This is a genomic window from Mammaliicoccus sp. K-M42 (assembly GCF_022386375.1).
In the GTDB taxonomy this organism is placed as follows: Bacteria; Bacillota; Bacilli; order Staphylococcales; family Staphylococcaceae; genus Mammaliicoccus; species Mammaliicoccus fleurettii.
Window position 1 is genome coordinate 1 of sequence record NZ_JAJNIS010000032.1, and the last position, 22,788, is coordinate 22,788.

Consider the following 22,788-nt stretch of genomic DNA (forward strand, 5'->3'; position numbering starts at 1 on the left):
TCACCTCTACAATTTTTCTTAGTCGATTACATTGTACTAAAGTGAGCTATATATGGCTCTTATTTTATTACACAATTATATGGACATATTCCGACTAGCAACATAGAACGTCTGAATTTATCAAGACAGGTCCAACATGATAAATAGAGCGTCTGAATATTGCAAGACTGGCCCAACATGATAAATAGAGTCCAAATTTATCAAGACAGGCCCGACAAGCTAAATAGACTTCCAACAAATAAGAAGCTGAGACAAATTAATTTGTCTCAGCTTCTTTCCAATATTCTATATATTAAATAAATCGTTAAATGATTCTACCATTGTAGGGTGTGTGTATATATTATCTCTTAATGTTGTATATGGTACTTCTTGGTCCATCGCAAGTTTAATCAAATTAATAATTTCTTCTGATTCTTTACCATATAAACTAGCACCTAATATCAGATTAGTATCTGCGTCTACTACTACTTTAAATAATCCTCTATCGTCATTATTCACTTTATGGCGTGGAATATTTTTAACTTCAAGTTGTCCTTCTTTAATATTATAGCCTTCTTTTTTAGCTTTACTTGCAGTATATCCAATACGTGAAAGTGGTGGGTCTAAAAATACTGTGTATGGAACGTGTCCTCTATTTTCAGTAGTACGTTGTTTGTCACCTGTTAAATGATCTTTTACAATTCGGTAATCATCTAATGAAATATAAGTGAACTGTGCGCCGCCTTTAACATCACCAACTGCATATATATGGTCTACTGTAGTTTGTAAGTATTTATTTACTTTAATTTCACCATGATCTCCAAGTTCTATATCAGTATTTTCTAAAGCAAGGTCTGTATTTGGAACACGACCAGTAGCAAGTAATACTGCATCTCCTACAACTTTACCTTGAGATGTGTGCACAACTGGACGATTATCTTCAGTTGAAAATTCTGTAACTTCAGCTTCGTCTATAAATTCAATGCCACTATTTATAAACTCTTCATATATTTTAGATGCGACATCTTTATCTTCAGTAACTAATACGTGTTTATTGTTATTAATCACTTTTACTTTACTACCTAGATTTGTAAAAATAGTCGCGAACTCTAAGGCAATATACCCAGCTCCAACTATTACAAGTTCTTCTGGTAAGTTATCTAGTGACATTATGCCTTTAGAATCATAAATATTTTCAGTAGATTTAATTCCTTTAATGTCTGGTATATTTGAACGATTACCAGTATTAATTATAATATTAGTCGCTTTAATAGTTTCAACAGTTTTATCATTTTTATCTATAAGAATGACTGTTTCATTGTCTTTGAACTGAGCTTTATACGTATATACATCAATGTTGTCATCTGAATCAAGATTATTGAAATTCTTCTTGTTTAAAGCAGATACAACATCTTTTTTACGATTCATCGCTTCTGAAAATGAATGATGCTCAGTACCTTCATGTAATAAAGTTTTACTAGGTATACAACCTACGTTAATACAAGTACCTCCGTACATATTAGAATCTTGTTCAACAACTGCAATTTGTTGACCTTTTCCCGCTAAAAATTTAGCAAGTGTTTTACCAGCTTTCCCAAAACCAATGATTAAAGTATCATAATGTTTCATGAATTTAACCTCCATTTATAGATAAATTATTATTACCATTATAATCCAATTTTAAGCGTCTGACTATTTTCTTGCACTGTCTGTTGAGAGGAATTTTTTCGAAAAATTCAAGAAAAAAGAGAAATTTTACAAAATTGGTTGACCACTTATAAGGCTAATAAGCTTGTATGTTTGTGGTACTTTTCACAAGTGATGACCTTTCACAAAAGTGTATTATTACAGTTGTTTTAATTTTTCAATCTGTTAATATACATAACTATATTGAAAGGGAGTTTACTAACACATGAAATTCAACAAAAATAAAATCAATGTTGTAGATATGAAGCAAACTAAGAAAAGTGTTTATGCAACAGGTATTGGTAATGCTATGGAATGGTTTGACTTTGGTCTTTATTCTTATTTAGCAATTATCATCAGTAAAAATTTCTTCACATCTGTTGAAAATGATGAATTGAAATTAGTATTTACTTTCGCTACATTTGCGATTGCATTTCTAATGAGACCACTCGGTGGTATTATATTTGGTCGAATTGGGGACAAACTCGGTAGAAAAACAGTCCTCACTACAACGATCGTATTAATGGCAGCTTCAACTTTATTAATTGGTCTATTACCAACATACGACCAAATTGGTATTTGGGCGCCAGTACTATTATTAATCGCTAGAATTATTCAAGGCTTCTCAACAGGTGGAGAGTACGCTGGCGCAATGGTATATATTGCTGAATCTTCTCCAGATAACAGAAGAAGCGTTTTAGGTAGTGGCTTAGAAATAGGTACTTTAGCAGGATACATACTCGCATCATTATTAGCTAGTGGTTTATTTATTGGGTTATCAGATGCACAAATGCAAGCATGGGGTTGGAGAATTCCATTTATTTTAGGAGCACCACTTGGTTTAGTAGGTTTATACTTAAGAAAAAACTTAGACGAAACACCAATTTTTGAAAATGAAATATCAGATAATGAAGAAAAACCAGAATCATTCGGTTCAATTATTCAAAATCATAAAAAAGATATTTTCGTATGCTTTATCACAGTAGCATTCTTTAATATTACAAATTATATGCTACTTTCATATATGCCATCATATTTAGATGAAGTAATTGGTATTTCTTCTACAGTGAGTACAGTATTAATTACAAGCGTAATGGTCGTAATGGTACCACTAGCATTCTTCTTCGGACGCTTAAGTGACAAAGTAGGCAACAAAAAAGTCGTACTACTCGGTACATTTGGTTTAACAGCATTTTCATTATTGTCATTCTATTTAATGGGACTTAACCAATTAATGTTCGTATCATTAGGTATATTCATACTTGGATTCTTCTTATCAACATATGAAGGCGCAATGCCAAGTTTATTACCAAGCATATTCTATACAGACGTTCGTTACCGTACATTAGCCGTTACATTTAATGTGTCTGTTTCAATATTTGGTGGTACAACACCGTTAGTTTCAACATGGTTAGTACACGCAACACAAAATCCATTAGCACCAGCATATTATTTAACAGCTGTAAGTATAATAGGATTTTTAACAATACTAGTACTATTTGAGACAACTTCAGGAAAAGCATTAAAAGGATCATATCCGACAGTATCATCTGAAAAAGAATTTGACCATGCCGTGAAAAATCCAAAAGATGCATTATGGTGGAACGAGCAAGAATTACAAGACAATAAAGTAAAAGTAGACTAAGATATAGAAGGTCATATATAGAAATAGAACACCAATCCGTTAATTACGATTAACAGATTGGTGTTTTTTTAGTGTGGGGATAGAGAGGTAAGAGATTTATGAAGGAATGAGCGTTACGTAGCGTGGCGATGCTAAGTAAGAAGGGGACTGTAAGGTGCTAAGGGACAAAATTCCGAGAAATGTCCGTAAGAACTAGTGTCTAAGGAGCACAATTCAGAATTCTGCCAGTTAGGGCTTTCTAAGGAGCATAATCCAGAATTCTGCCAGTTAGCGCATGACCTACGCTGACCAAGCCCCGAACCCAACCACCAGCCCAACCCCGAATCCACACCAGCACCCGAACCCAGCACCTAACACCCACCTCCACTTCCTCCATACAAAAAAGAGCTGGGACAATTTATTTGTCCCAGCTCTTAACTGTTATTTACTGAAATCTGGCTTTTTCACAAATAATGATGTGATAAGTCCTAATGCACCTACGACACTTATAAAGTAAAATACAAATTTTACTCCGTGTGCGATGATTTCTCGTTCGCCTAAATCACTAGACCCTCCAGTGACTTGTTGTTGGCCGATTGTGTATAGTGTAATTGCTAATGCTGTACCGGCTGAACCTGCTACTTGCATTAATGTGTTCATTGCTGCTGATCCATCTGCATATAACTGAGGTGGAAGTTGATTTAAGCCGTTTGTTTGTGCTGGCATCATTACCATTGTTACGCCTATAAATAATACGATGAATAAACATAGAATGATCCAAACGGGTGTTGTTGCTGAAATGACGATTGTAAATCCTACACTTGCAATTAGTATTGCTAAAAATCCAGCTATACCAAAGTATTTTGCACCGTATTTATCGAATAGTGATCCTATTACTGGTGATAATGCGAAGTTTGTAGCATTACCTGGTAATAACACTAGACCTGCTAATGCTGCTGATAATAGTAAACTTCCTTTTAAATAAATTGGTAATAAAATGGCTGTTGATAAAATAACGAGCATTAGTAAGAAAATCATAATAATACCTAATGTAAACATCTGGTGTTTAAATACTGTTAAATTTATCATTGGTTCTTTCATTTTCGTTTGTCGTGTACTGAATAGAATTAAAGCTATTATAGCTATAAGTAATGGTAACCATACAATTGGAGAAGTGATAGATATTTCTGCCATTGTACTTAAAGCATATATTAAACCTGCGAAACTGATTGTTGATAAAGCGATTGAGATAAAGTCAATTTTTGGTTTCGTGATTTCCGATACATTGCTTATGTTAATGAATGCAATGATTGCTAAAATAACATAAAATATTGCGCTAAACCAAAAAATGAAATGCCAACTTAATGTTGTAATAATAATACCTGATAAAGTTGGACCAATAGCTGGTGCTAAAGTAATGACTAATCCCATAATTCCCATAACAACACCACGTTTGTTTATTGGAAAAATGTTAAGCATAACTGTCATCATAACAGGTAAGATAATACCCGTTCCTACAGCTTGTATCACACGACCAAGCATTAATACAGCAAATATTGGTGAAAATGCTGCAAATAATGTACCAATAAATGAAATAATAAATCCACCTAATACAAGTTGTCTCGTTGTAAACCAACGTGTTAAATAGGCTGAGATTGGTACGAGTATAGCAAGGACTAATAAATAACCAGTCGTTAACCATTGAGCAGTTGGTGCATTTATATCAAAATCTTGCATTACGTTCGTTAAACCCATGTTTAATGCTGTTTCTCCAAATAAACCAATAAAAGCACCTAACATTAATATTAGGGCCATCGTTTTTGGATTTTTGACTTGTACTTCTGCTATCATAATAAAATCTTTAATCTCCTTTTACTAGTGAATACACAATTGTTGTGTATTAATATTTTGCTGAGAGCATATGCAACTAGCAAAAGCATAGTGATATTAGTATTTGTATATATTTCTGTAACACTTGTTTTCAAAAATAACAACTTACTTACTTTAGCAGAATAACGCGTATATTGTCAACCAAGTTTACGAAAATAAAATGTTTAAAATAAGTTCATTAACAATCTAGTCATTAACTGCCAATATCATAACAGGCTGAGACAATTAATTTGTCCCAGCCTGTTAAAATTATTTATTAAAGTAAACTTTTATGATTGCATATTAACGATTATTTTCCCTCTAACATGACGTTTTTTTAATTCTTTTAGACCAGCAGGTAAATCGTCTTTTGAAAGTATTTTACTAACCATTGGATCAAGAAAACCTTGTGCAACTTTTTGTAACATTTCATTAGTCATGAAAGATAAGTTTTGTTTAGCTTTTAACGTACCTGCTGAATAAGCTGCTCCTAATGCAACTTCGTGTATTGAAGGCGAAAGAGAAAATGGTTTGACATTAGTTAAGTCAGGTGCACCCGCGATATATGCTAGTTGTCCTGAAAAAGCTAATCTATCTAAATCTTTTGTCGCTTCATCTTTACTTATAGTATTAAATATTAAATCTACACCATTTCCATCTGTTTCTTCTTTAATGCGTTCTGTAACACTTTCAGTTTTATAATCAATTACTACATCTGCACCTAGTTCTTTTAACCAAGCATGATTATTCTGTGAAGCAGTAGTTATGACTTTTAAACCTAATTCTTTCGCCAGTTGAATAGCGAAACCGCCAACTCCGCCAGCTCCACCATGAATCAATATATTTTTCTTTTGAAAAGTATTTAATTTTTGATAAATAGTTTGGTATGCAGTTAAACCCGCACACAATATTGCAGCAGCTTGATCAAAAGAAACATTTTCAGGTATTTTAGCTGCAGTATTAGCGTCCACAGCAATGTATTCTGTGAAGTTTCCTTTTTTATTTAAATCCATGTGACAAGCAATAGCATCACCAATTTTAAAGTTTGTAACGTTATCGCCAACTTCAGTAACTACTCCAGCTACGTCAACGCCAGCGTAGTGAGGGTAAGACCAATTTTTGTTTCCAGAAGACTCAATTACCTGATAATCAACAGGATTAAGTGCTGTACTCATTACTTTAATTACGATTTGTCCATTTTCAGCATGAACATCTGGGATATCACCCCAAAACATTTTATCTATGTCTCCGGCTGATTCTATTAACCATGCTTTCATAAATTAATTCCCTCCAATTTAATAATCATCTTGTGAATAAGTAAGTTCATAATTATCGTAGCACCAAATAAAAATATTAAGAAGTAGGCACTTTTAGGTAACTAAGTAGACATTTGAAACAATAATATAGTCATTTATATAAGCTGCCGTCTTTTTAGTTTCTGCAAATTCTAGGCTTAAGAATTCTCTATATCCCAATCCATCTTCAATATGTCTCTTAATTTATCTACGTTTTCTTTGCCAATTGCTGTGTTGAGCTGCTCTTCTATTATTTTTTTGTGTTGTTTACTTTCTAAGAAGCATGATTCACCGAGCGCTGTTAGTTGGATGGATTTTTCTTTTTTATTACCCTCTACGTCTTGAATATCGACGAGTCCTTTTTGGTTTAATTGTTTCACGAATTTGTGTACGGCTTGTCTTGATATTGTTACATGTTGAGTGATGTAAGCTATGTTTCGTTTATGTTTATATATTTTAGCCATAATATACCATTCTGAACTAGAGATGTGTATGTCGTGTGTGTCATTCCACATTTTTTCGATATGTGTACGGACTATGCCATGGCGTTCACTCAATACATCAAATAAATCTAAGTCTTGTAATTCATTATTAGATATCAAATTTGTTCCTCAACTTTCTAATATAGTGATCTTCTCATCTATTCCAAAATATTTTTTTAATAGAAATTTATAATTATCATGTGTGACGGCTTCTTTTTGTTTATCATTTTGGGTCGTGATTGTTAAATGTTCGTTAGACATACTTACTCTACCATATTGTTTAGGAATTGTAATAATTAACTTTTGAACAAATATCGAATTTGGATTATGTTCGTTAAAGTCTAAATGCTCAATGAAAAAGTCCCATTCTCTAGGTATATCATTTGTCTTGTATGAAGTACGCCAATGGTTTTGAGCTATTTGTTTTTGAAGATGTATAACGCCTGAATCATCTAAAATGGCACAATAATTTCCGTTAGTGTCATTAATAATATGCACGTCATCTTGACTTGAAACAGGGATAGCTTCGGTTGGTAAATCTCCAAACCCGACATCTGCTATATAAGATTTATCTAAATGAACGAGTGTAGTCATATGTGAACCATCTCTACTCCAACTATCATCTGGTGTATGGACTGTACCTGATATTCGATCTAATTCAAAGCCTTTTTCTGTTAAATAATGTTGAAATAGGGTGTTCATTTCATAACAAAAGCCACCACGATGTTGATGGACTATTTTGTTGAATAAATCATTAATATCTACAGAAATAGGTGTTTCATTCTGTACACTTATATTTTCAAAGGGAACGGTGTACATAAATCTTTTAATATAATGGTTTAAACTTTCGAGATTTATTTTATTAAACTTATTAGTATCTATTTTTAAATAATTTTCAAATTGTTGAATGTCCAAAGTAGTACCTCCATTAAATTTGTCAATTCTATTATAAGGGATATATGCATAGAATATGTTAATATAAAATTGATATTATACGGTTACATTATAGAAAGCTAGGTAATGCATATGAGAATTGGTGCTATTTCAGATTTGCATATAGATAGAAGTAAAGATTATTATCCGCAAGATTTTGAATACATTTTAACGAACGAAATTAAACGTCTGAATTTGGATATGTTACTCATTGCGGGAGATGTTTCAAATCATTATTTACAAACGGTTCAATTTGTTCAAAATGTAAAACACCATTCAAATATAGATGTCTTGTTTATCCCTGGTAATCATGATTATTGGAAAAGTGAACAAGATGATAAATCTTCTTATGAAATTTTTGAACATTATAAGTCGCAACCTGAGAGTATTATTGGTAATCCATATATTATCAATGATGATTGGGCAATTGTAGGCCATAGTGGTTGGTACGATTATAGCTTTGCAGACCATGAAAAGTTTAGTCTAGAAAGATTAGAACGAAGAAAATATTATGGCTCAACGTGGTTAGATAAAGAACATATAGATTGGGGAAAATCTGATCTAGAAATGTCTAAGTTAGCAGCAACCTCTGTTAAAAATGATTTAGAACAAGTAAAAGATAAAAATATTATTTTGATGACACATATCGTTACACATAAAAGATTTGCAGTACCAATGCCACATAGAATATTTGATTATTTTAATGCGTTTATAGGCACTTCTGACTTTGACCAATTTTATGAAACATATCCAATCAAGTATAGTATTATGGGGCACGTTCATTTTCGAAGTATAATAGAAGAAAGTGGCGTTCAGTATATATGTCCATGTTTAGGATATCAAAGAGAGTGGAGAACACAAGATTTGGAAACAGAGATGAAGCATACTATACAAATTATTGAAATATAAAAACATACTTCAAAGAATTTAAATGATTAAAATAGGTGATAAGATGAAAAAGTATATATCATTATTTGTCATAGCAGGAATTGTACATTCACTGTTCTCGTTATATTGGGGATTTGGTGGAGAAGCAGGGTTAACAACAGTAGGTACTTGGGTATTTACATTAAGTGCAAATTACGGAATTTGGATAAATATAGCGTTATTAATCGTTGCAGTAGTTAAATTTTTAGCAACAATCATGCCACTGACCTTAACAAATCATTTCGATAAAAGAATATATTACGTATCTTTAGTCGGTAGTGTAGTACTTATATTGTATGGCGGTTTAAATACATTAATAGGTTGGCTAAAAATGTTTAAAATAATAGAAATTCATAACTATTACACAGCATTTGGACAAGCATTCGTCTGGGACCCATTGTTCTTATTATGGGGAATAGGGTTGTTTGGATATGTGAAGATGCTAAAAAAGAGCAAAAGGAATAATGTTGTATGAAGCGGTTAGTCAGATAGTTTGAATCAGGAACATATTGGTAAATACTTAGATTAAACGCACGAAGACTTTCGAGATATCGTGCGATTCGGCTCGTAAAACAGCAAACTACAATATCTCAATTATACTTACTAGCACCCTCAATCTGGATTTTTTCGGATTGAGGGTGTTTTATTTATTTTTTTTATAGTGCTATAATTAGCAAGACTAAAATTAGTTGATTATTGTCTTATAGAAAGGAATGGATATATGTTCTTAGCTTGGAATGAAATGAGAAGAAATAAGATAAAGTTTGGGCTTATTATTGGCGTTCTGATTATGATTAGCTACTTGCTGTTCTTATTATCAGGGCTGGCAAATGGCTTGATGAATATGAATAGGGAAGCGATTGATATTTGGAAGGCAGATGCAATTGTCTTAAATAAAGATGCCAATCAAACGGTTGCGCAATCTTCTGTTAATACTGACGATATCAATGGAAAATTCGATAAAAGTGAAGGTTTAAAACAAACAGCTGTTATTGCAACTGATGGGAAATTAAAAGAAAATGCTACTGTATTTGGAATTGATGCGAAAGGTTTCCTTATGCCTAAGCTAGAAGATGGAAAACTTTTCAAGAAAAATAATGAAGTAGTAGCAGATCATACTTTGAAGACAAAAGGTTTCAAAATAGGAGATGAATTATCACTTTCGAATAGTGATGAGAAATTAAAAATAGTAGGATTCTCAGAAAGTTCTAAATTTAATGCATCACCTGTATTGTTTACGAATGATGAAACAATTAGCAAATTAAATCCCATGTTTAAAGGGGATAAAATCAATGCACTTGTAGTTAAAGATAAAAATTGGAAAGATGCGCAATTAAATAAAGATTTAGAAGTGATTGAAATAGAAGATTTTGTTACTAAATTACCTGGTTATCAAGCTCAGAATTTAACGTTAACATTTATGATTGTCTTTCTATTTGCTATATCCGCAATGGTTATAGGTATTTTCTTGTACATAATTACATTACAAAAGAGAAACTTATTTGGCGTATTAAAAGCACAAGGATTAACGAATGGCTTCTTAGCAAAATCGGTTATGAGTCAAACAATTATTATTGCTTTAATAGGTACATTGATAGGCTTTGGCTTAACAGTTTTAACGGGTGCCTTTTTACCTGAAGCAGTGCCGATTAAATTTGATTATTTAACGATGTCTATATACGGAATTGTATTAATATTAGTAGCAATTTTAGGAAGTTTATTCTCGGTATTAAGTATTAGAAAAGTAGAACCACTGAAGGTAATAGGTTAGGAGGAGCTTGTCATGTTAACATTTGAAAATGTAAGTAAATCATTTAAAGACGGTAATAGAACAATTGAAGCTGTAAAAGCGACAAATTTTAATTTAGAAAAAGGCGAGCTCGTAGCTATTATTGGGCCATCAGGTTCTGGAAAGAGTACACTTTTAACGATGGCTGGCGCATTACAATTACCATCAGAAGGCATGATATCGTTAAATGGACAAGAAATTAATCAATTTAATGAAAAAAAACTTTCTAAACTGAGATTAAAAGAAATCGGTTTTATATTACAAACTAGCAATTTAATCCCTTTTCTAACTGTACAACAACAATTTGAGTTACTTAAAAAAGTAAAAAAAGATGTGATGAATAAAGAAGAGCATTCAAGGCTATTAAAACAACTTGGACTAGATAACATATTAACGCAATTACCAAATGAAATATCAGGTGGACAAAAACAAAGAGTAGCCATTGCAAAAGCGTTATATACCAATCCTTCAATTATACTCGCAGACGAACCAACAGCTTCATTAGATACGGAAAATGCAATAGAAGTAATGGAAATATTAAAAAAAGAAACTAAAGAACTTAATAAATTATGTATTATTGTGACACATGATCAAAGATTAACAACATATTGTGATAAAGTCTTTAAAATGGTCGATGGAGAATTAAAAGAACAATAATAAAAGCAGTAGAAGAATGTTGGACAAGTTTGTTGTCTTTGCATCTTCTACTGCTTTTAATTTTATGATTATTGATAGCTTCGTAATGCTTGTTCCATAATGTCCCATGCTAAATCAACATCTACTTCTGTAGCGAATTTTGCATTAGGTTCTTTTTGATACGTATTATTCAAATCGACTGACATTGTTCCATATGTTAACGCACTATCTGTTTCGATTTGGATATATGTGTTTTGTAATGTAAATATTTCTGGATTTAATAAATATAATATTGTACAAGCGTCATGAATAGGACCGCCATCCATATCGAATTGTTCTTTATACGTTGATTTGAAGAATTTCAATAATTCCACGACAAAATCTGATACTTTATTATCTATTTTGTTAAAGCGATTGATTACAGCATCGTCTGCTAATAACTGGTGCGTTACATCTAAACCAAAGACTACAACTGGAATGCCACTTTTAAATACTTTTTTAGCGGATTCTGCATCTACCCAAATATTAAATTCTGCAGTTGGTGTCCAATTTCCGAATGTACCACCACCCATAATAACAATTTCTTGTATATTGTCTGCTATTTTAGGTTCTTGAATCAGTGCCATTGCAATATTTGTTAGTGGACCTGTTGCTACTAAAGTAATAGGTTCATTACTTTGCAATACTTGATCAATAATAACGTTTACGCCATGCTCGTTTGTTTCTTTTAAATTTGGCACTTTCGGTAATTGAGGACCATCTAAACCACTTTCTCCATGAATACTTTCTGCAAATGCTGCTTCCTTGATTAAAGGTCTATCAGCTCCTGTTGAAACAGGTATATCCCCTCGATTCATAATATCTAACACATTTAATGCATTTCTTGTATTTTTATCAACTGATTGATTTCCTGCAACAGTTGTAACAGCTAATATATCTAATGAGCTTGACTTGGCACCAGCTATTATTAATGCAATCGCATCGTCGTGACCTGGATCACAATCCATGATGATTTTTCTATTTTGTACCATTCAACCACGTCCTTTTTTAATAATTTTATCTTATTCATTATACTAAAGCGGTTTCATGTTAACAAAATAAACGCGTTATAGAATAATGTAGGCTAATTAAAAATAAGTCTTGTCTTTTAATAAATTAGAGTATATAATTTTAAATCGTAACAGTTACTATTTATAAAAGGAGTGTACAAGATGAAAAAATGGACAGGAATACTATCAATTGTCTTTGTTCTTACAATGGTGTTGGCCGCGTGTAGCCAAACTGGCAACAAAGATAATGATTCAGATAAATTAAAGGTTAAAACGACAGTTTACCCACTAAAATCTTTCATAGAACAGATTGGTGGCAAACACGTAGAAGTTGAATCAATTTATCCAGCAGGTACAGATTTACATAGTTATGAACCAACTCAAAAAGATATTTTAAATGCGAGTAAAGCGGATTTATTTGTATATACTGGTGACGATTTAGATGCTGTAGCTAAGAAAATAGCATCAACTATTAAAAAAGATGATAAAAAACTATCTCTTCAAAATAGTATCGATCAATCAGCATTATTAACTGATCAACATGAACACGGTGATGAAAAAGAACACGACCATGATCACGAACATGAAGGGCATCATCACGGTGGATATGACCCACACGTTTGGTTAGACCCTAAACTTAACCAAGAAATGATTAAAGGTATTAAAGATGAATTAGTTAAAAAAGACCCTGATAATAAAAAATATTATGAGAAAAACTTTAAGAAATTAAATAAAGATTTAACTGATATTGATAAAGAAATGAAAGATATTACGAAAGGTCACCAAGGTCATACAGTATTTATTTCACATGAGTCTATTGGATATTTAGCGAATCGTTATGGATTTGTTCAAAAAGGTGTCCAAAGTATGAATGCAGAAGATCCTTCTCAAAAAGAATTAACTAAAATCGTAAAAGAAATTAAAGATACAGATGCAAAATATATTCTTTATGAAAACAATATTTCATCTAAAATAACTGACACGATTAGAAAAGAAACAGATGCTAAGCCACTTTCATTTAGCAATATGGAATCATTAACGAAAGAACAATTAAATGAAAAAGACCTTTCTTATCAGAAACTGATGAAAGAAAATATTAAAAGCATCGAAAAATCATTAAACGATAAAATTAAAACTAACGATGATAAAAAAGATTCAGCACATGATAAAGCAATTGAACAAGGTTATTTTAAAGACAAGCAAGTTAAAGACCGTAAACTTTCAGATTATGAAGGAGACTGGCAATCCGTTTATCCATATTTAAAAGACGGCACACTTGATGAAGTATTTGAACATAAAGCTGAAGATGGTGACATGTCAGCAAAAGAATTTAAAGAATACTACGATAAAGGTTATAAAACAGATATAGAAAACATAAAAATAGCAGACAACAAGATCAGTTTCACTAAAAATGGCCATACAACAACTGGAGAATACGAATATGATGGACATGACATTCTAAAGTATGAAAAAGGTAATAGAGGCGTGAGATATAGCTTTAAATTAAAAGGCGAATCAAGCGAGGATTTACCAAAATATGTACAATTTAGCGATCATAACATTTATCCTAAAAAAGCAGTTCATTTCCATATATTTGCAGGAGATGACAAAGATAAAGTACTTAAAGAGCTAGACAACTGGCCGACATATTACCCTTCAAAACTTTCTAAGGATGAAGTAAAAGAAGAAATGTTGGCACATTAAATAAAGAAGAACCTAGACATTAATTTGTCTCAGGTTCTTTTTTAGCATTTATTTCATTTTTTTTAATTGTTTCAATATTACTTCTCTTTGTTTTTCAAGAGAAATTGGATCATTATATTGAGTTTGTTGTAAGTCTAATTTTATGACATGATTATTCTTGACTGCATCAAGGTTTTTCCAGTTAGTTGTTTGAGTAAATTGTGGAGTTTCACCCATTGTTGCTAGGATAATGTAATCGCCTGTATAATCAGAAAGTACTTCTTCAGATAATGTTGTCATATAAGCATTTTTAGTTTCTTTTTCTAAATTTTTAGGTTGAGTCATACCATAACCACCGTAAACAATTTCTGTTCCGCGTCCATAGTTTTTACCGAAAGCTGTAAGACCTTTTGGCGTTGATTGAAGGACTGTAATTGTTTTTTCGTCTACTTTATAGCCTAATGTTTTTTTATCTTCTTCTAGTTTATTTTCCCATTCTTTAATCCATTTTTTCGCTTTATCTTGTTCATTCACAATTTCTCCAAGCTCTTTAGTAGCAGATTTGTAATCTGATTTCATTGCGTCCATCTGTACAGTTGGCGCAATTTTTTTTAATTTATTGATGTTTTTATCTTCTTTAGTTGTGATGATCAAATCTGGCTTTGTTTTAGCAACATCTTCTACATTATTTTGGCCTAACATTTTAGCCCCTTTAGTCGCTTCAGCTAAAGTTTGATTTTGTTTAACAAAATCAATAACTCCTACTGGTTTATGACCAAACTCAACTAAAGCACCGATGTAGGTAGGGTGTAATACAACGATTCTTTTTGGATTTTTAGGTATATTAATTTTTTCACCATCATCTTGTTTAAATACTTTTGTTTTTGATGATGAATCTGATTTTGTTTCTGCTTCTGGCGATTTTTCTTTAGTATCTATACTGTTACAAGCAGCCAAGAATAATAATAAACATAAACAAAATGTTATCAATCTTTTCATAATATAAATCTCCTATTTAATTGATAATGATAATTAATATCAATTAAATTATATCAAGCAATCTTCAAAATTCAATACCTTATTTATATATATTTGACTTTGATTCGATATATCTATATCTTTACCTTGTATATAAATAAAAGGGGTGAAGAATTTGGTTAAACGATTAATTAGTGCAAATGCTTCAGATATTTCGGGATTTTCTACAGAAGAATTAAAACAAAGTATTAAAGCGAGTGAAGGTAGAACAGTATTGAGTGAAAATGTTGTTGTACATATGCCAGCTTTAGTACAAGATATAACAAATGCAGAAATGGCATCTGCTTTCGGAGCAGATATGATACTGTTGAATGCTTTAGATGTTATAGAACCAGATATACAAGGGTTATATAATGAAGAATATAAAGGGACTGGAAATGCTGTTCAAGATTTGAAACATCTTGTAGGTAGACCAATCGGGGTTAACTTGGAACCAGTTGACGATAAAGCAAAAATGGCCGAAGTGAAACTAGATATATCTTCTGGTAGAAAAGCGACAAAAGAAACTTTTGAACAAGCTAAAAAATTAGGCTTTGATTTTGTATGTTTAACTGGTAATCCAGCAACTGGTGTAACAAACGAACATATTTTAGAAGCGGTTAAAATTGGGAAAACACATTTTGATGGATTAATTATTGCAGGAAAAATGCATGGTTCAGGTGTAGATGAGCCAGTTGTTAATTTAGAGGCAATTAAACAATTTGTGGAAGCTGGTGCAGACATTATATTAGTACCTGCTGTAGGAACTGTCTGGGGTGTAAGTGAAGACGAAGTGCGTGAGGCAGTTCAAGTAGCACATCGTAGTGGAGCCCTCGTAATGAGCGCAATCGGAACATCACAAGAAGGATCAGATGAAGCTACAATAAGAGAAATCGCAATTAAAAATAAAACACTCGGTGTGGATATACAACATATCGGTGATGCCGGTTATGGCGGCTTAGCACCAGTAGAAAATATATATGCAATGAGTAAAGCCATAAGAGGTCAGCGACATACAGTATCTAGAATATCAAGATCTATAAATAGATAATATGAAAAATCCAACTGCAGAGGCAGTTGGATTTTTTCATTTATTGAAAGATATGTATTTTCTGGACCGATAAAAAAATTACCGGTCCAGAAACGCAAAATACGGACCGATAAAATAAATTAGCGGTCCAGAAATGAGAAATACGGACCGATAAAAAAAATTACCGGTCCAGAAACGAGAAATGCGGACCGATAAAAATAATTAGCGGTCCAGAAACGAGAAATACGGACCGATAAAAAAATTTAGCGACCCGAAAACGCAAAATACAGGCCGATAAAAATAAATAGCGACCCGAAAACCCGAAATACAGGCCGATAAAAAAATTAGCGACCCGAAATCCAAAACCCGAAAACCCATAAACCAATATCCAAATTCAAAACAGTTCTACTTAAATATCATGCATTTCCGTAATACTACGGAACTTTTCAAGATGCTACTCTATAATGAAAGCGTTTACAATAAAAGTGTATTAAGAAACGTTTGGTTAAAGGAGGAATATTGAATGTCAAAACTACCGAATGATTTTCTATGGGGAGGCGCTGTTGCAGCACACCAACTTGAAGGGGCATGGCAAGAAGATGGTAAAGGTATAAGTGTTGCTGATGTAATGACAGCAGCATCTCATGGGAAACATAGAGAAATAACGGATGGGGTTATAGAAGATAAAAATTATCCGAACCACGAAGCGATTGATTTTTATCATCGATACAAAGAAGATATTAAGCTTTTTCATGAGATGGGCTTTAAATGTTTCCGAACTTCAATTGCTTGGTCAAGAATATTTCCAAATGGAGATGATCAAGAACCAAATGAAAAAGGGCTGAAATTCTATGATGACTTATTTGATGAATGTCTTAAATATGGAATTGAACCAGTCGTAACATTGTCACACTTTGAATTACCATATCACTTAGTAACTGAATATGGAGGATTTCGTAATAGAAAGGTCGTTGATTTCTTTGTTCGATTTGCGACTGTTTGTTTTGAAAGATATCAAGACAAAGTAAAGTATTGGATGACTTTTAACGAAATTAACAATCAAGCAAATTATGATGAAGATTTCGCACCATTTACAAATTCAGGTGTGAAATACGAAGCCGGTGAAAATAGAGAACAAATTATGTATCAAGCTGCACACTATGAACTTGTAGCAAGTGCTCAAGCTACTAAAATTGGTCATCAAATTAATTCAAACTTTGAAATTGGTTGCATGATTGCGATGTGTCCAATTTATCCAGCAACTTGTAATCCTAAAGATGTGCTCATGGCTCAAAAAGCGATGCAAAAAAGATATTATTTCACAGATGTTCATGTTCACGGTGAATATCCTGGATATATGAAAAAATACTTTAAGTCTAAAAGTTTTGATTTAGATATTACGGATCAAGATGTAGAAGATTTAAAAAATGGCACAGTTGATTATATAGGATTTAGTTATTATATGTCATTTGCTATTTCACATGATAAATCCAATGAACAATATGATTATGTTGAGACACGTGATTTAGTAAAAAATGATTTTGTAAAAGCTTCTGATTGGGGATGGCAAATCGACCCTGAAGGCTTACGATATGCAATGAATTGGTTTACAGATATGTATCATCTGCCTTTGTTTATTGTTGAAAATGGATTTGGTGCAATTGATGAATTAGGTAAAGATGGTATTGTTCACGATGATTATAGAATCGAATATTTAAAAACACATATCGAACAATTTATAAAAGCAGTTGATGAAGATGGCGTTCAATTAATGGGTTATACACCATGGGGATGCATTGATTTAGTATCTGCTGGTACAGGCGAAATGAAGAAAAGATACGGATTTATATATGTGGATAAAGATAATGAAGGCAATGGAACGCTTGATCGATCTAAAAAAGATTCATTCCATTGGTATAAAAATGTCATTGCTACTAATGGCGAAAAATTATAAAACACGGAGGTTTTTATTATGAAAAAAGCTTTAATTATATGTGCAGCAGGGATGTCATCATCTTTAATGGCTAAAAAAACAACAAATTATTTAAAAGAACAAGGACATGATATTGAAGTAGATGCAATTTCAGCAAATGAAGGTGCAAGAATGATTGAAAAACAATCTTTCGATTTATATTTAGTAAGTCCACAAACAAAAATGTATTTCAAAAAATTAAAAGAAGCTGGTGATAAAGTGAATAAGCCAGTCGTTAATATACCGCCACAAGCTTATGTTCCGATTCCAATGGGCATTGAAAAATTGGCGAGTGTAATTTTGCAAGGGATGGAAGAAACGGTATAATACTCTCTATGAAATGAGGGGAAGCTTATGCTAAGTCAAAGAGAAATAGAGATACTCAGTTATTTATCACAACGACGCAACGAATTTGTTAAAAGTTCAGAAATTGCGACTATGCTACAACTCTCAGATAGAACGATTAGAAAATATGTCAAAACATTAAAGCCTGAAGTAGAAAAAAATGGTGCAACGCTCATTGCTAAGCAAGGGTATGGATACCAACTCAAAATAGAGTTAATGATAGAATTTGAAAATTTTTTAAAACGTTATTTATCTAAAAATGGTCCAGAGCAAGAAAATATCAATGATTCTAAAGATAGACAGTATTACATTTTAAACTTGTTACTTTTTAATAAGGTAAGTATTACGATTGAGCAACTAAGTGAGCAATTATATATTTCAAGGTCTACAGTTTCTCAAGATATTGCATCTATTAAAAATATTATTGCTCAGTATAATCTAGGGATTGTGAGCAAGCAACAGCATGGTATAGCGATTGAAGGGGATGAAAGAGATAAACGTCATTTTATAATGGATTATTTCTTAGGAAATCATTTCTTTCATTCTATTAATAAATATTTTCAAGAAACACCACTTTTACTACAAATCAATATGGAAGAATTGGCGATCATTGTAGTTGATGAGACGAGAGAATCTAAAGTATACCTTTCAGATTATATACTTCAAAATCTAGTGTTACATCTTGGGCTCATGATTAGACGATTATTAGATGGTTATAGTTTGAAGACAATCACTTCAAATGAAGAAGTGCTAACTGAAAATGAATTATCAGTTGCAAGAAAAATTCTAAATCGTGTTGAACGAATTTATAAAATATCATTTCCAGAAGAAGAAGCTAAATACATCAGCTTGCACATTATGACTAAGGGTTCTCAACTTCAAAATCAAGATGCTCAGAGTGACTTATCACAGAGAGTGTCAAAAATATTAAATAAAATAGAAAAAGATTTAGGGTTTCCGATGTCGTCTGATAGTCAACTTTTATATGGTTTAGTTACACATTTAGAACCATTAATAAAGCGCATTCAGAATAAATTTCATTTAGAAAATCCAATATTACATGATATTAAAGCGCAAAATGAATCATCACTTACTATGACTAAGACATATTTTGGAGAGTTAGAAGAACTGAAAAATCAAGAAGTGAGCGATGGAGAATGGGCATACTTAACTTTACATTTGCTTGCAGCAATTGAAAAATATTACCAGCGTGAAAAGTTAAATGTGCTAGTGATTTGTGCGACAGGCTATGGAAGTGCTCAAATGCTCAAAGTCAGAGCTGAAAGAGAATTTAGTTTACAGATGAATATAGTCGATGTAATTAGCTACTATGAAATAACCGATGAAAAATTAGAACATATTGATTTAATTATTTCATCTATTGACCTATCTACAATTGTGTTTAAAGTACCGGTTATTCAAGTGAATGTGTTACTTAACGAACAAGATATTAAAAAAATAAATACATTTATTCATCATCATGATAATAAATTTTCATATAATGATTCATTAGAAGAAAATGTTGCAACAGAACAATATAGCTTGTTCTTTAACCAATATTGTAATGAAAGTTCATTTAATTATATTGAAGAGGCGATAACAAAAAAGGCGCTTTTTGACCTTTTAATTAAACAATTGAGTTTAAAAGAAGAGAAAGATTTTGAAGATAAATTGCGAAGGCAACTCAATTTTAGAGAAGAATTGAGTACGGTTGTATTTAGTGATGATGTAGCTGTTCCTCATACTGCACAACCAGTAGGCGATTATTCAAGCATAGCTGTAGCGCTCGTACCTAATGGTGTGTATTGGGACGAACAACATCAACAAATCAAACTTGTCATTATGTTATCCCCTTCAAAATATAATGACAATGAGCTCAAAACGATTATTGATATTATCGTTAATTTAATTGATTCTGATGAAAAAATAGCAGAAATCATGAATTGCAAAGATTATAACAGCTTTAAAAATTATATGGTCGGTCAATATCATAAATAAAGGGGTTTAGCTTATGGAACAAGAAGATATTCAAGTTGTTGCGTTTGAAATTATTTTACATAGTGGTACTGCGCGTACAAATATACATGATGCTTTTAAAAATATGCGCGAGGATAACTATGAGCTAGCTGAGCAAATATTAGATGAAGCAAATCAAGAAATAACTTTAGCGCATCAATCTCAAACTGATTTATTACAAAAATATGCATCAGGTGAATCCATTAATATGGAAATTATTATGGTTCATGCTCAGGATCATCTTATGACTACAATGACTTTAAGAGAAGTAGCTATCGAGATGCTTCACTTATATAAAAAAGTAAATGATGCACTTTAAAAGAGGGATAAAAAATGGATAAAAAAACAAAAGTGGAATTTGAAAAAAATAGAAAAGAAACAAGTCTTAAAGCAATGTACTTTAATCGATTTTTATTAATCAGATATATGTCAGCTTTGTTCTTTTTCTCAAATCTATATTGGTTTTTTACACTTGTGATGAGTCGCTCATTAACTTTGGTCATACCACTTGTACTAATGATCATCATTTTAATAAGTGTTGCAGAGCAAGTGCGAATGTATGGTAATCATTCGAACAATGTTAAATATACACAGTCTTGCTTTTTAAGTTTATTCGCGGTCAATGTAGCATTAATACCAATAATATTATTAACACCTTTATTTCAATATTTATATCCATTTATAGTCGACCAAACGAGTTCAAGGTTAATTGTAGCTGGTGTACTTGTCGGAGGATTAGCCGTTAGTGGTTTCATTTTGTTTAGATTATATAATATTCGACATAACAAAGATTGGCATTATAAACGATTACAAAGGTTTGAAAATGCAATGAACTAAACAAAGAAAAGGGGTCTAGGTTATGGAATCAGAAAATAAAGTTTTTGCTTTTTTAGAGAAGTATTTAATGGGTCCAATGGGGAAAATAGCTTCATTTAGAATTGTAAGAGCAATCATGGCTGCTGGTATGGCTTGTATACCATTTACAATTGTTGGTTCGATGTTTTTAGTATTAAATGTTATACCGCAAACCTTTACGTTTTTAGAAGGATTTTGGAATAGTACCTTTTTAAAAATTGGTGACTTATACATGTTAGCCAATAAGGCAACAATGGGCATATTAGCATTGTATTTCTGTTTAGTTATCGGTTATGAATACACAAAAATTTATGCTGATGAAGAAGATTTAGAAGTTAATCCGCTTAACGGTGCATTATTATCTATGTTTGCATTTTTCATGGCAATACCACAATTAATAATGGAAGACGGTAAGATGGTTCTTGTGAACATCATGAAAAAAGATGTCAACATATTTAATGGCTGGGAGATGTCAGGGGATGGTGTAAGTAGGCTTGGCACGACTGGGATATTTACAGCTATTATAATGTCCATCATCGCTGTACAATTATATAGATTATGTGTGAAACGCCAATGGATTATTAAGATGCCAGAAGCAGTTCCTGAAGGTGTTTCCAGATCCTTCACAGCTTTAATACCAGCATTCTTAGTTGCTTTTGTCATACTAACTTTCACAGGTATTTTAGTAGCATTTAATACGGATATCTTTAAAATAATTGCAGTACCATTTGGATTTGTAGTGTACTTGACGAGTAGTTGGTTAGGAATTTTAGTTATATACTTCTTAATACATGCACTTTGGATAGTAGGTATTCACGGCGCAAATATCATCAGTGCATTTATTACACCAATCGTACTTACAAATATGCAGCTAAATATAGAAGGCGCAAACATCCCATTTGCAGGAGAATTCCAAAATTCATTCGTTGTAATGGGAGGTTCAGGTGCAACATTAGGGTTATGTATCTTTATAGCTTTCTTAGCTAAATCAGAACAATTAAAAGTATTAGGTAAAGCTTCATTAGTACCAGGTTTATTCAATATCAATGAACCACTCGTATTCGGTTTGCCAATCGTTTATAATCCATTCTTAGCAATACCATTCTTCTTAGCACCAATGGTATCAGCTTCAATAGGTTACTGGACAATCAAATTAGAACTTGTACAACCAATCATCGCACAAGTACCATGGCCATCACCTATAGGATTTGGCGCATTTATTGGTACAGCAGGTAGTCTAATGGCCGTATTAGTATCACTTATTTGTGGATTTGTAGCATTCTTAATATGGTTCCCATTCATTAAAATATATGATAAAAAACTAGTAGAACAAGAAAAAGGTAATGACGCTTTAATATAAGGGGAAATAAATGGCTGAGACAAATTTGTCTCAGCCATTTTGTATTTGATGTGGTATTTCGGGTTTCTGGACCGATAAAATAAATTAGCGGTCCAGAAATGAGAAATACGGACCGATAAAAATAAATAGCGGTCCAGAAATGAGAAATACGGACCGATAAAAAAGTCAAGTCCATAATTTTGTGTAATATCTTTAGATGTAATCAACCATTGGTTTTTCTATGGTATTAACAAAATATATA

20 protein-coding genes are annotated in these 22,788 nt (G+C 32.2%); 13 read left to right on the forward strand and 7 right to left on the reverse strand.

Annotation, left to right across the window (positions count from 1 at the left end):
- Positions 1-285 precede the first annotated feature (285 nt).
- Positions 286-1,608 (reverse strand): hypothiocyanous acid reductase MerA, encoded by a 1,323-nt coding sequence (merA, locus tag LQ668_RS11725; protein WP_218703012.1) that lies wholly within the window; start codon positions 1,606-1,608, stop codon positions 286-288.
- 283 nt (positions 1,609-1,891) lie between these two features.
- Here merA and LQ668_RS11730 point away from each other — a divergent pair, with 283 nt between their 5' ends.
- Positions 1,892-3,310: an MFS transporter gene (locus LQ668_RS11730; RefSeq protein ID WP_078358534.1), complete on the forward strand. Its 1,419-nt coding sequence runs from the start codon at positions 1,892-1,894 to the stop codon at positions 3,308-3,310.
- A gap of 420 nt (positions 3,311-3,730) precedes the next feature.
- On the opposite strand, the gene LQ668_RS11735 is transcribed toward LQ668_RS11730, so the two are convergent.
- The 4 genes from LQ668_RS11735 to LQ668_RS11750 all read right to left on the reverse strand — a co-directional run bounded on the left by LQ668_RS11735 (position 3,731) and on the right by LQ668_RS11750 (position 7,850).
- Positions 3,731-5,140: a DHA2 family efflux MFS transporter permease subunit gene (locus tag LQ668_RS11735; protein ID WP_239747881.1), complete on the reverse strand. Its 1,410-nt coding sequence runs from the start codon at positions 5,138-5,140 to the stop codon at positions 3,731-3,733.
- A gap of 308 nt (positions 5,141-5,448) precedes the next feature.
- Complete coding sequence (locus LQ668_RS11740; RefSeq protein ID WP_218703010.1) at positions 5,449-6,435, reverse strand: zinc-binding dehydrogenase; 987 nt, start codon at positions 6,433-6,435, stop codon at positions 5,449-5,451.
- A 176-nt stretch (positions 6,436-6,611) separates the two neighbouring features.
- Positions 6,612-7,055, reverse strand: a complete 444-nt coding sequence (locus LQ668_RS11745) for a MarR family winged helix-turn-helix transcriptional regulator (protein ID WP_218703009.1) — start codon at positions 7,053-7,055, stop codon at positions 6,612-6,614.
- Positions 7,056-7,064: 9 nt separating this feature from the next.
- Complete coding sequence (locus tag LQ668_RS11750) at positions 7,065-7,850, reverse strand: arylamine N-acetyltransferase family protein (protein ID WP_107509736.1); 786 nt, start codon at positions 7,848-7,850, stop codon at positions 7,065-7,067.
- A 111-nt stretch (positions 7,851-7,961) separates the two neighbouring features.
- On the opposite strand from LQ668_RS11750, the gene LQ668_RS11755 reads away from it, so the two are divergent.
- From LQ668_RS11755 to LQ668_RS11770, 4 genes are all read left to right on the forward strand, one after another.
- Entirely contained in the window at positions 7,962-8,777 is an 816-nt protein-coding gene (locus LQ668_RS11755; RefSeq protein WP_078358437.1) for a metallophosphoesterase, read from the forward strand.
- 43 nt (positions 8,778-8,820) lie between these two features.
- The gene (locus LQ668_RS11760) at positions 8,821-9,270 is read left to right on the forward strand and encodes a DUF3995 domain-containing protein (RefSeq protein ID WP_078358424.1); all 450 of its coding nucleotides are present in this window, start codon (positions 8,821-8,823) and stop codon (positions 9,268-9,270) included.
- A 246-nt stretch (positions 9,271-9,516) separates the two neighbouring features.
- Positions 9,517-10,566 (forward strand): ABC transporter permease, encoded by a 1,050-nt coding sequence (locus LQ668_RS11765; protein WP_078358425.1) that lies wholly within the window; start codon positions 9,517-9,519, stop codon positions 10,564-10,566.
- A gap of 12 nt (positions 10,567-10,578) precedes the next feature.
- On the forward strand, positions 10,579-11,241 hold the full coding sequence (locus LQ668_RS11770) for an ABC transporter ATP-binding protein (RefSeq protein WP_218703007.1): 663 nt from the start codon (positions 10,579-10,581) through the stop codon (positions 11,239-11,241).
- Between the two features lie 68 nt (positions 11,242-11,309).
- On the opposite strand, the gene LQ668_RS11775 is transcribed toward LQ668_RS11770, so the two are convergent.
- Positions 11,310-12,251, reverse strand: coding sequence for a nucleoside hydrolase (locus LQ668_RS11775; protein WP_078358427.1), 942 nt, complete (start codon positions 12,249-12,251; stop codon positions 11,310-11,312).
- Between the two features lie 180 nt (positions 12,252-12,431).
- Between LQ668_RS11775 and adcA the strand changes: the two genes are divergently transcribed.
- Positions 12,432-13,973: a zinc ABC transporter substrate-binding lipoprotein AdcA gene (gene adcA, locus LQ668_RS11780; RefSeq protein ID WP_218703006.1), complete on the forward strand. Its 1,542-nt coding sequence runs from the start codon at positions 12,432-12,434 to the stop codon at positions 13,971-13,973.
- 48 nt (positions 13,974-14,021) lie between these two features.
- Here the strand turns inward: adcA and LQ668_RS11785 are convergent, their stop codons facing one another.
- The gene (locus tag LQ668_RS11785; protein WP_239770049.1) at positions 14,022-14,951 is read right to left on the reverse strand and encodes an ABC transporter substrate-binding protein; all 930 of its coding nucleotides are present in this window, start codon (positions 14,949-14,951) and stop codon (positions 14,022-14,024) included.
- A gap of 154 nt (positions 14,952-15,105) precedes the next feature.
- Here LQ668_RS11785 and LQ668_RS11790 point away from each other — a divergent pair, with 154 nt between their 5' ends.
- The 7 genes from LQ668_RS11790 (at position 15,106) to celB (ending at position 22,547) form a co-directional block, all read left to right on the forward strand.
- A complete protein-coding gene (locus LQ668_RS11790; RefSeq protein WP_078358430.1) occupies positions 15,106-16,020 on the forward strand; it encodes a DUF7916 family protein in 915 nt (304 codons plus the stop codon).
- 502 nt (positions 16,021-16,522) lie between these two features.
- On the forward strand, positions 16,523-17,953 hold the full coding sequence (locus LQ668_RS11795; RefSeq protein ID WP_218703005.1) for a 6-phospho-beta-glucosidase: 1,431 nt from the start codon (positions 16,523-16,525) through the stop codon (positions 17,951-17,953).
- 18 nt (positions 17,954-17,971) lie between these two features.
- A complete protein-coding gene (locus tag LQ668_RS11800) occupies positions 17,972-18,298 on the forward strand; it encodes a PTS cellobiose transporter subunit IIB (protein WP_115337762.1) in 327 nt (108 codons plus the stop codon).
- A gap of 27 nt (positions 18,299-18,325) precedes the next feature.
- Positions 18,326-20,314, forward strand: coding sequence for a BglG family transcription antiterminator (locus tag LQ668_RS11805; RefSeq protein WP_218703004.1), 1,989 nt, complete (start codon positions 18,326-18,328; stop codon positions 20,312-20,314).
- Positions 20,315-20,327: 13 nt separating this feature from the next.
- The gene (locus LQ668_RS11810) at positions 20,328-20,651 is read left to right on the forward strand and encodes a PTS cellobiose transporter subunit IIA (RefSeq protein ID WP_078358434.1); all 324 of its coding nucleotides are present in this window, start codon (positions 20,328-20,330) and stop codon (positions 20,649-20,651) included.
- A gap of 14 nt (positions 20,652-20,665) precedes the next feature.
- Positions 20,666-21,169, forward strand: a complete 504-nt coding sequence (locus LQ668_RS11815) for a hypothetical protein (protein ID WP_078358435.1) — start codon at positions 20,666-20,668, stop codon at positions 21,167-21,169.
- A 22-nt stretch (positions 21,170-21,191) separates the two neighbouring features.
- A complete protein-coding gene (gene celB / locus LQ668_RS11820; RefSeq protein ID WP_078358436.1) occupies positions 21,192-22,547 on the forward strand; it encodes a PTS cellobiose transporter subunit IIC in 1,356 nt (451 codons plus the stop codon).
- Positions 22,548-22,788: the final 241 nt, after the last annotated feature.

Excerpts from the sequence above, each read along its gene's own strand:
- LQ668_RS11785 (WP_239770049.1), bottom strand. The coding sequence starts at position 14,951 with ATGAAAAGATTGATAACATTTTGTTTATGTTTATTATTATTCTTGGCT.
- LQ668_RS11770 (WP_218703007.1), top strand. The coding sequence starts at position 10,579 with ATGTTAACATTTGAAAATGTAAGTAAATCATTTAAAGACGGTAATAGA.
- LQ668_RS11735 (WP_239747881.1), bottom strand. The coding sequence starts at position 5,140 with ATGATAGCAGAAGTACAAGTCAAAAATCCAAAAACGATGGCCCTAATA.
- LQ668_RS11815 (WP_078358435.1), top strand. The coding sequence starts at position 20,666 with ATGGATAAAAAAACAAAAGTGGAATTTGAAAAAAATAGAAAAGAAACA.
- LQ668_RS11795 (WP_218703005.1), top strand. The coding sequence starts at position 16,523 with ATGTCAAAACTACCGAATGATTTTCTATGGGGAGGCGCTGTTGCAGCA.
- LQ668_RS11765 (WP_078358425.1), top strand. The coding sequence starts at position 9,517 with ATGTTCTTAGCTTGGAATGAAATGAGAAGAAATAAGATAAAGTTTGGG.
- LQ668_RS11805 (WP_218703004.1), top strand. The coding sequence starts at position 18,326 with ATGCTAAGTCAAAGAGAAATAGAGATACTCAGTTATTTATCACAACGA.
- LQ668_RS11740 (WP_218703010.1), bottom strand. The coding sequence starts at position 6,435 with ATGAAAGCATGGTTAATAGAATCAGCCGGAGACATAGATAAAATGTTT.
- merA (WP_218703012.1), bottom strand. The coding sequence starts at position 1,608 with ATGAAACATTATGATACTTTAATCATTGGTTTTGGGAAAGCTGGTAAA.
- LQ668_RS11775 (WP_078358427.1), bottom strand. The coding sequence starts at position 12,251 with ATGGTACAAAATAGAAAAATCATCATGGATTGTGATCCAGGTCACGAC.
- adcA (WP_218703006.1), top strand. The coding sequence starts at position 12,432 with ATGAAAAAATGGACAGGAATACTATCAATTGTCTTTGTTCTTACAATG.
- LQ668_RS11730 (WP_078358534.1), top strand. The coding sequence starts at position 1,892 with ATGAAATTCAACAAAAATAAAATCAATGTTGTAGATATGAAGCAAACT.
- celB (WP_078358436.1), top strand. The coding sequence starts at position 21,192 with ATGGAATCAGAAAATAAAGTTTTTGCTTTTTTAGAGAAGTATTTAATG.
- LQ668_RS11800 (WP_115337762.1), top strand. The coding sequence starts at position 17,972 with ATGAAAAAAGCTTTAATTATATGTGCAGCAGGGATGTCATCATCTTTA.
- LQ668_RS11810 (WP_078358434.1), top strand. The coding sequence starts at position 20,328 with ATGGAACAAGAAGATATTCAAGTTGTTGCGTTTGAAATTATTTTACAT.
- LQ668_RS11755 (WP_078358437.1), top strand. The coding sequence starts at position 7,962 with ATGAGAATTGGTGCTATTTCAGATTTGCATATAGATAGAAGTAAAGAT.
- LQ668_RS11760 (WP_078358424.1), top strand. The coding sequence starts at position 8,821 with ATGAAAAAGTATATATCATTATTTGTCATAGCAGGAATTGTACATTCA.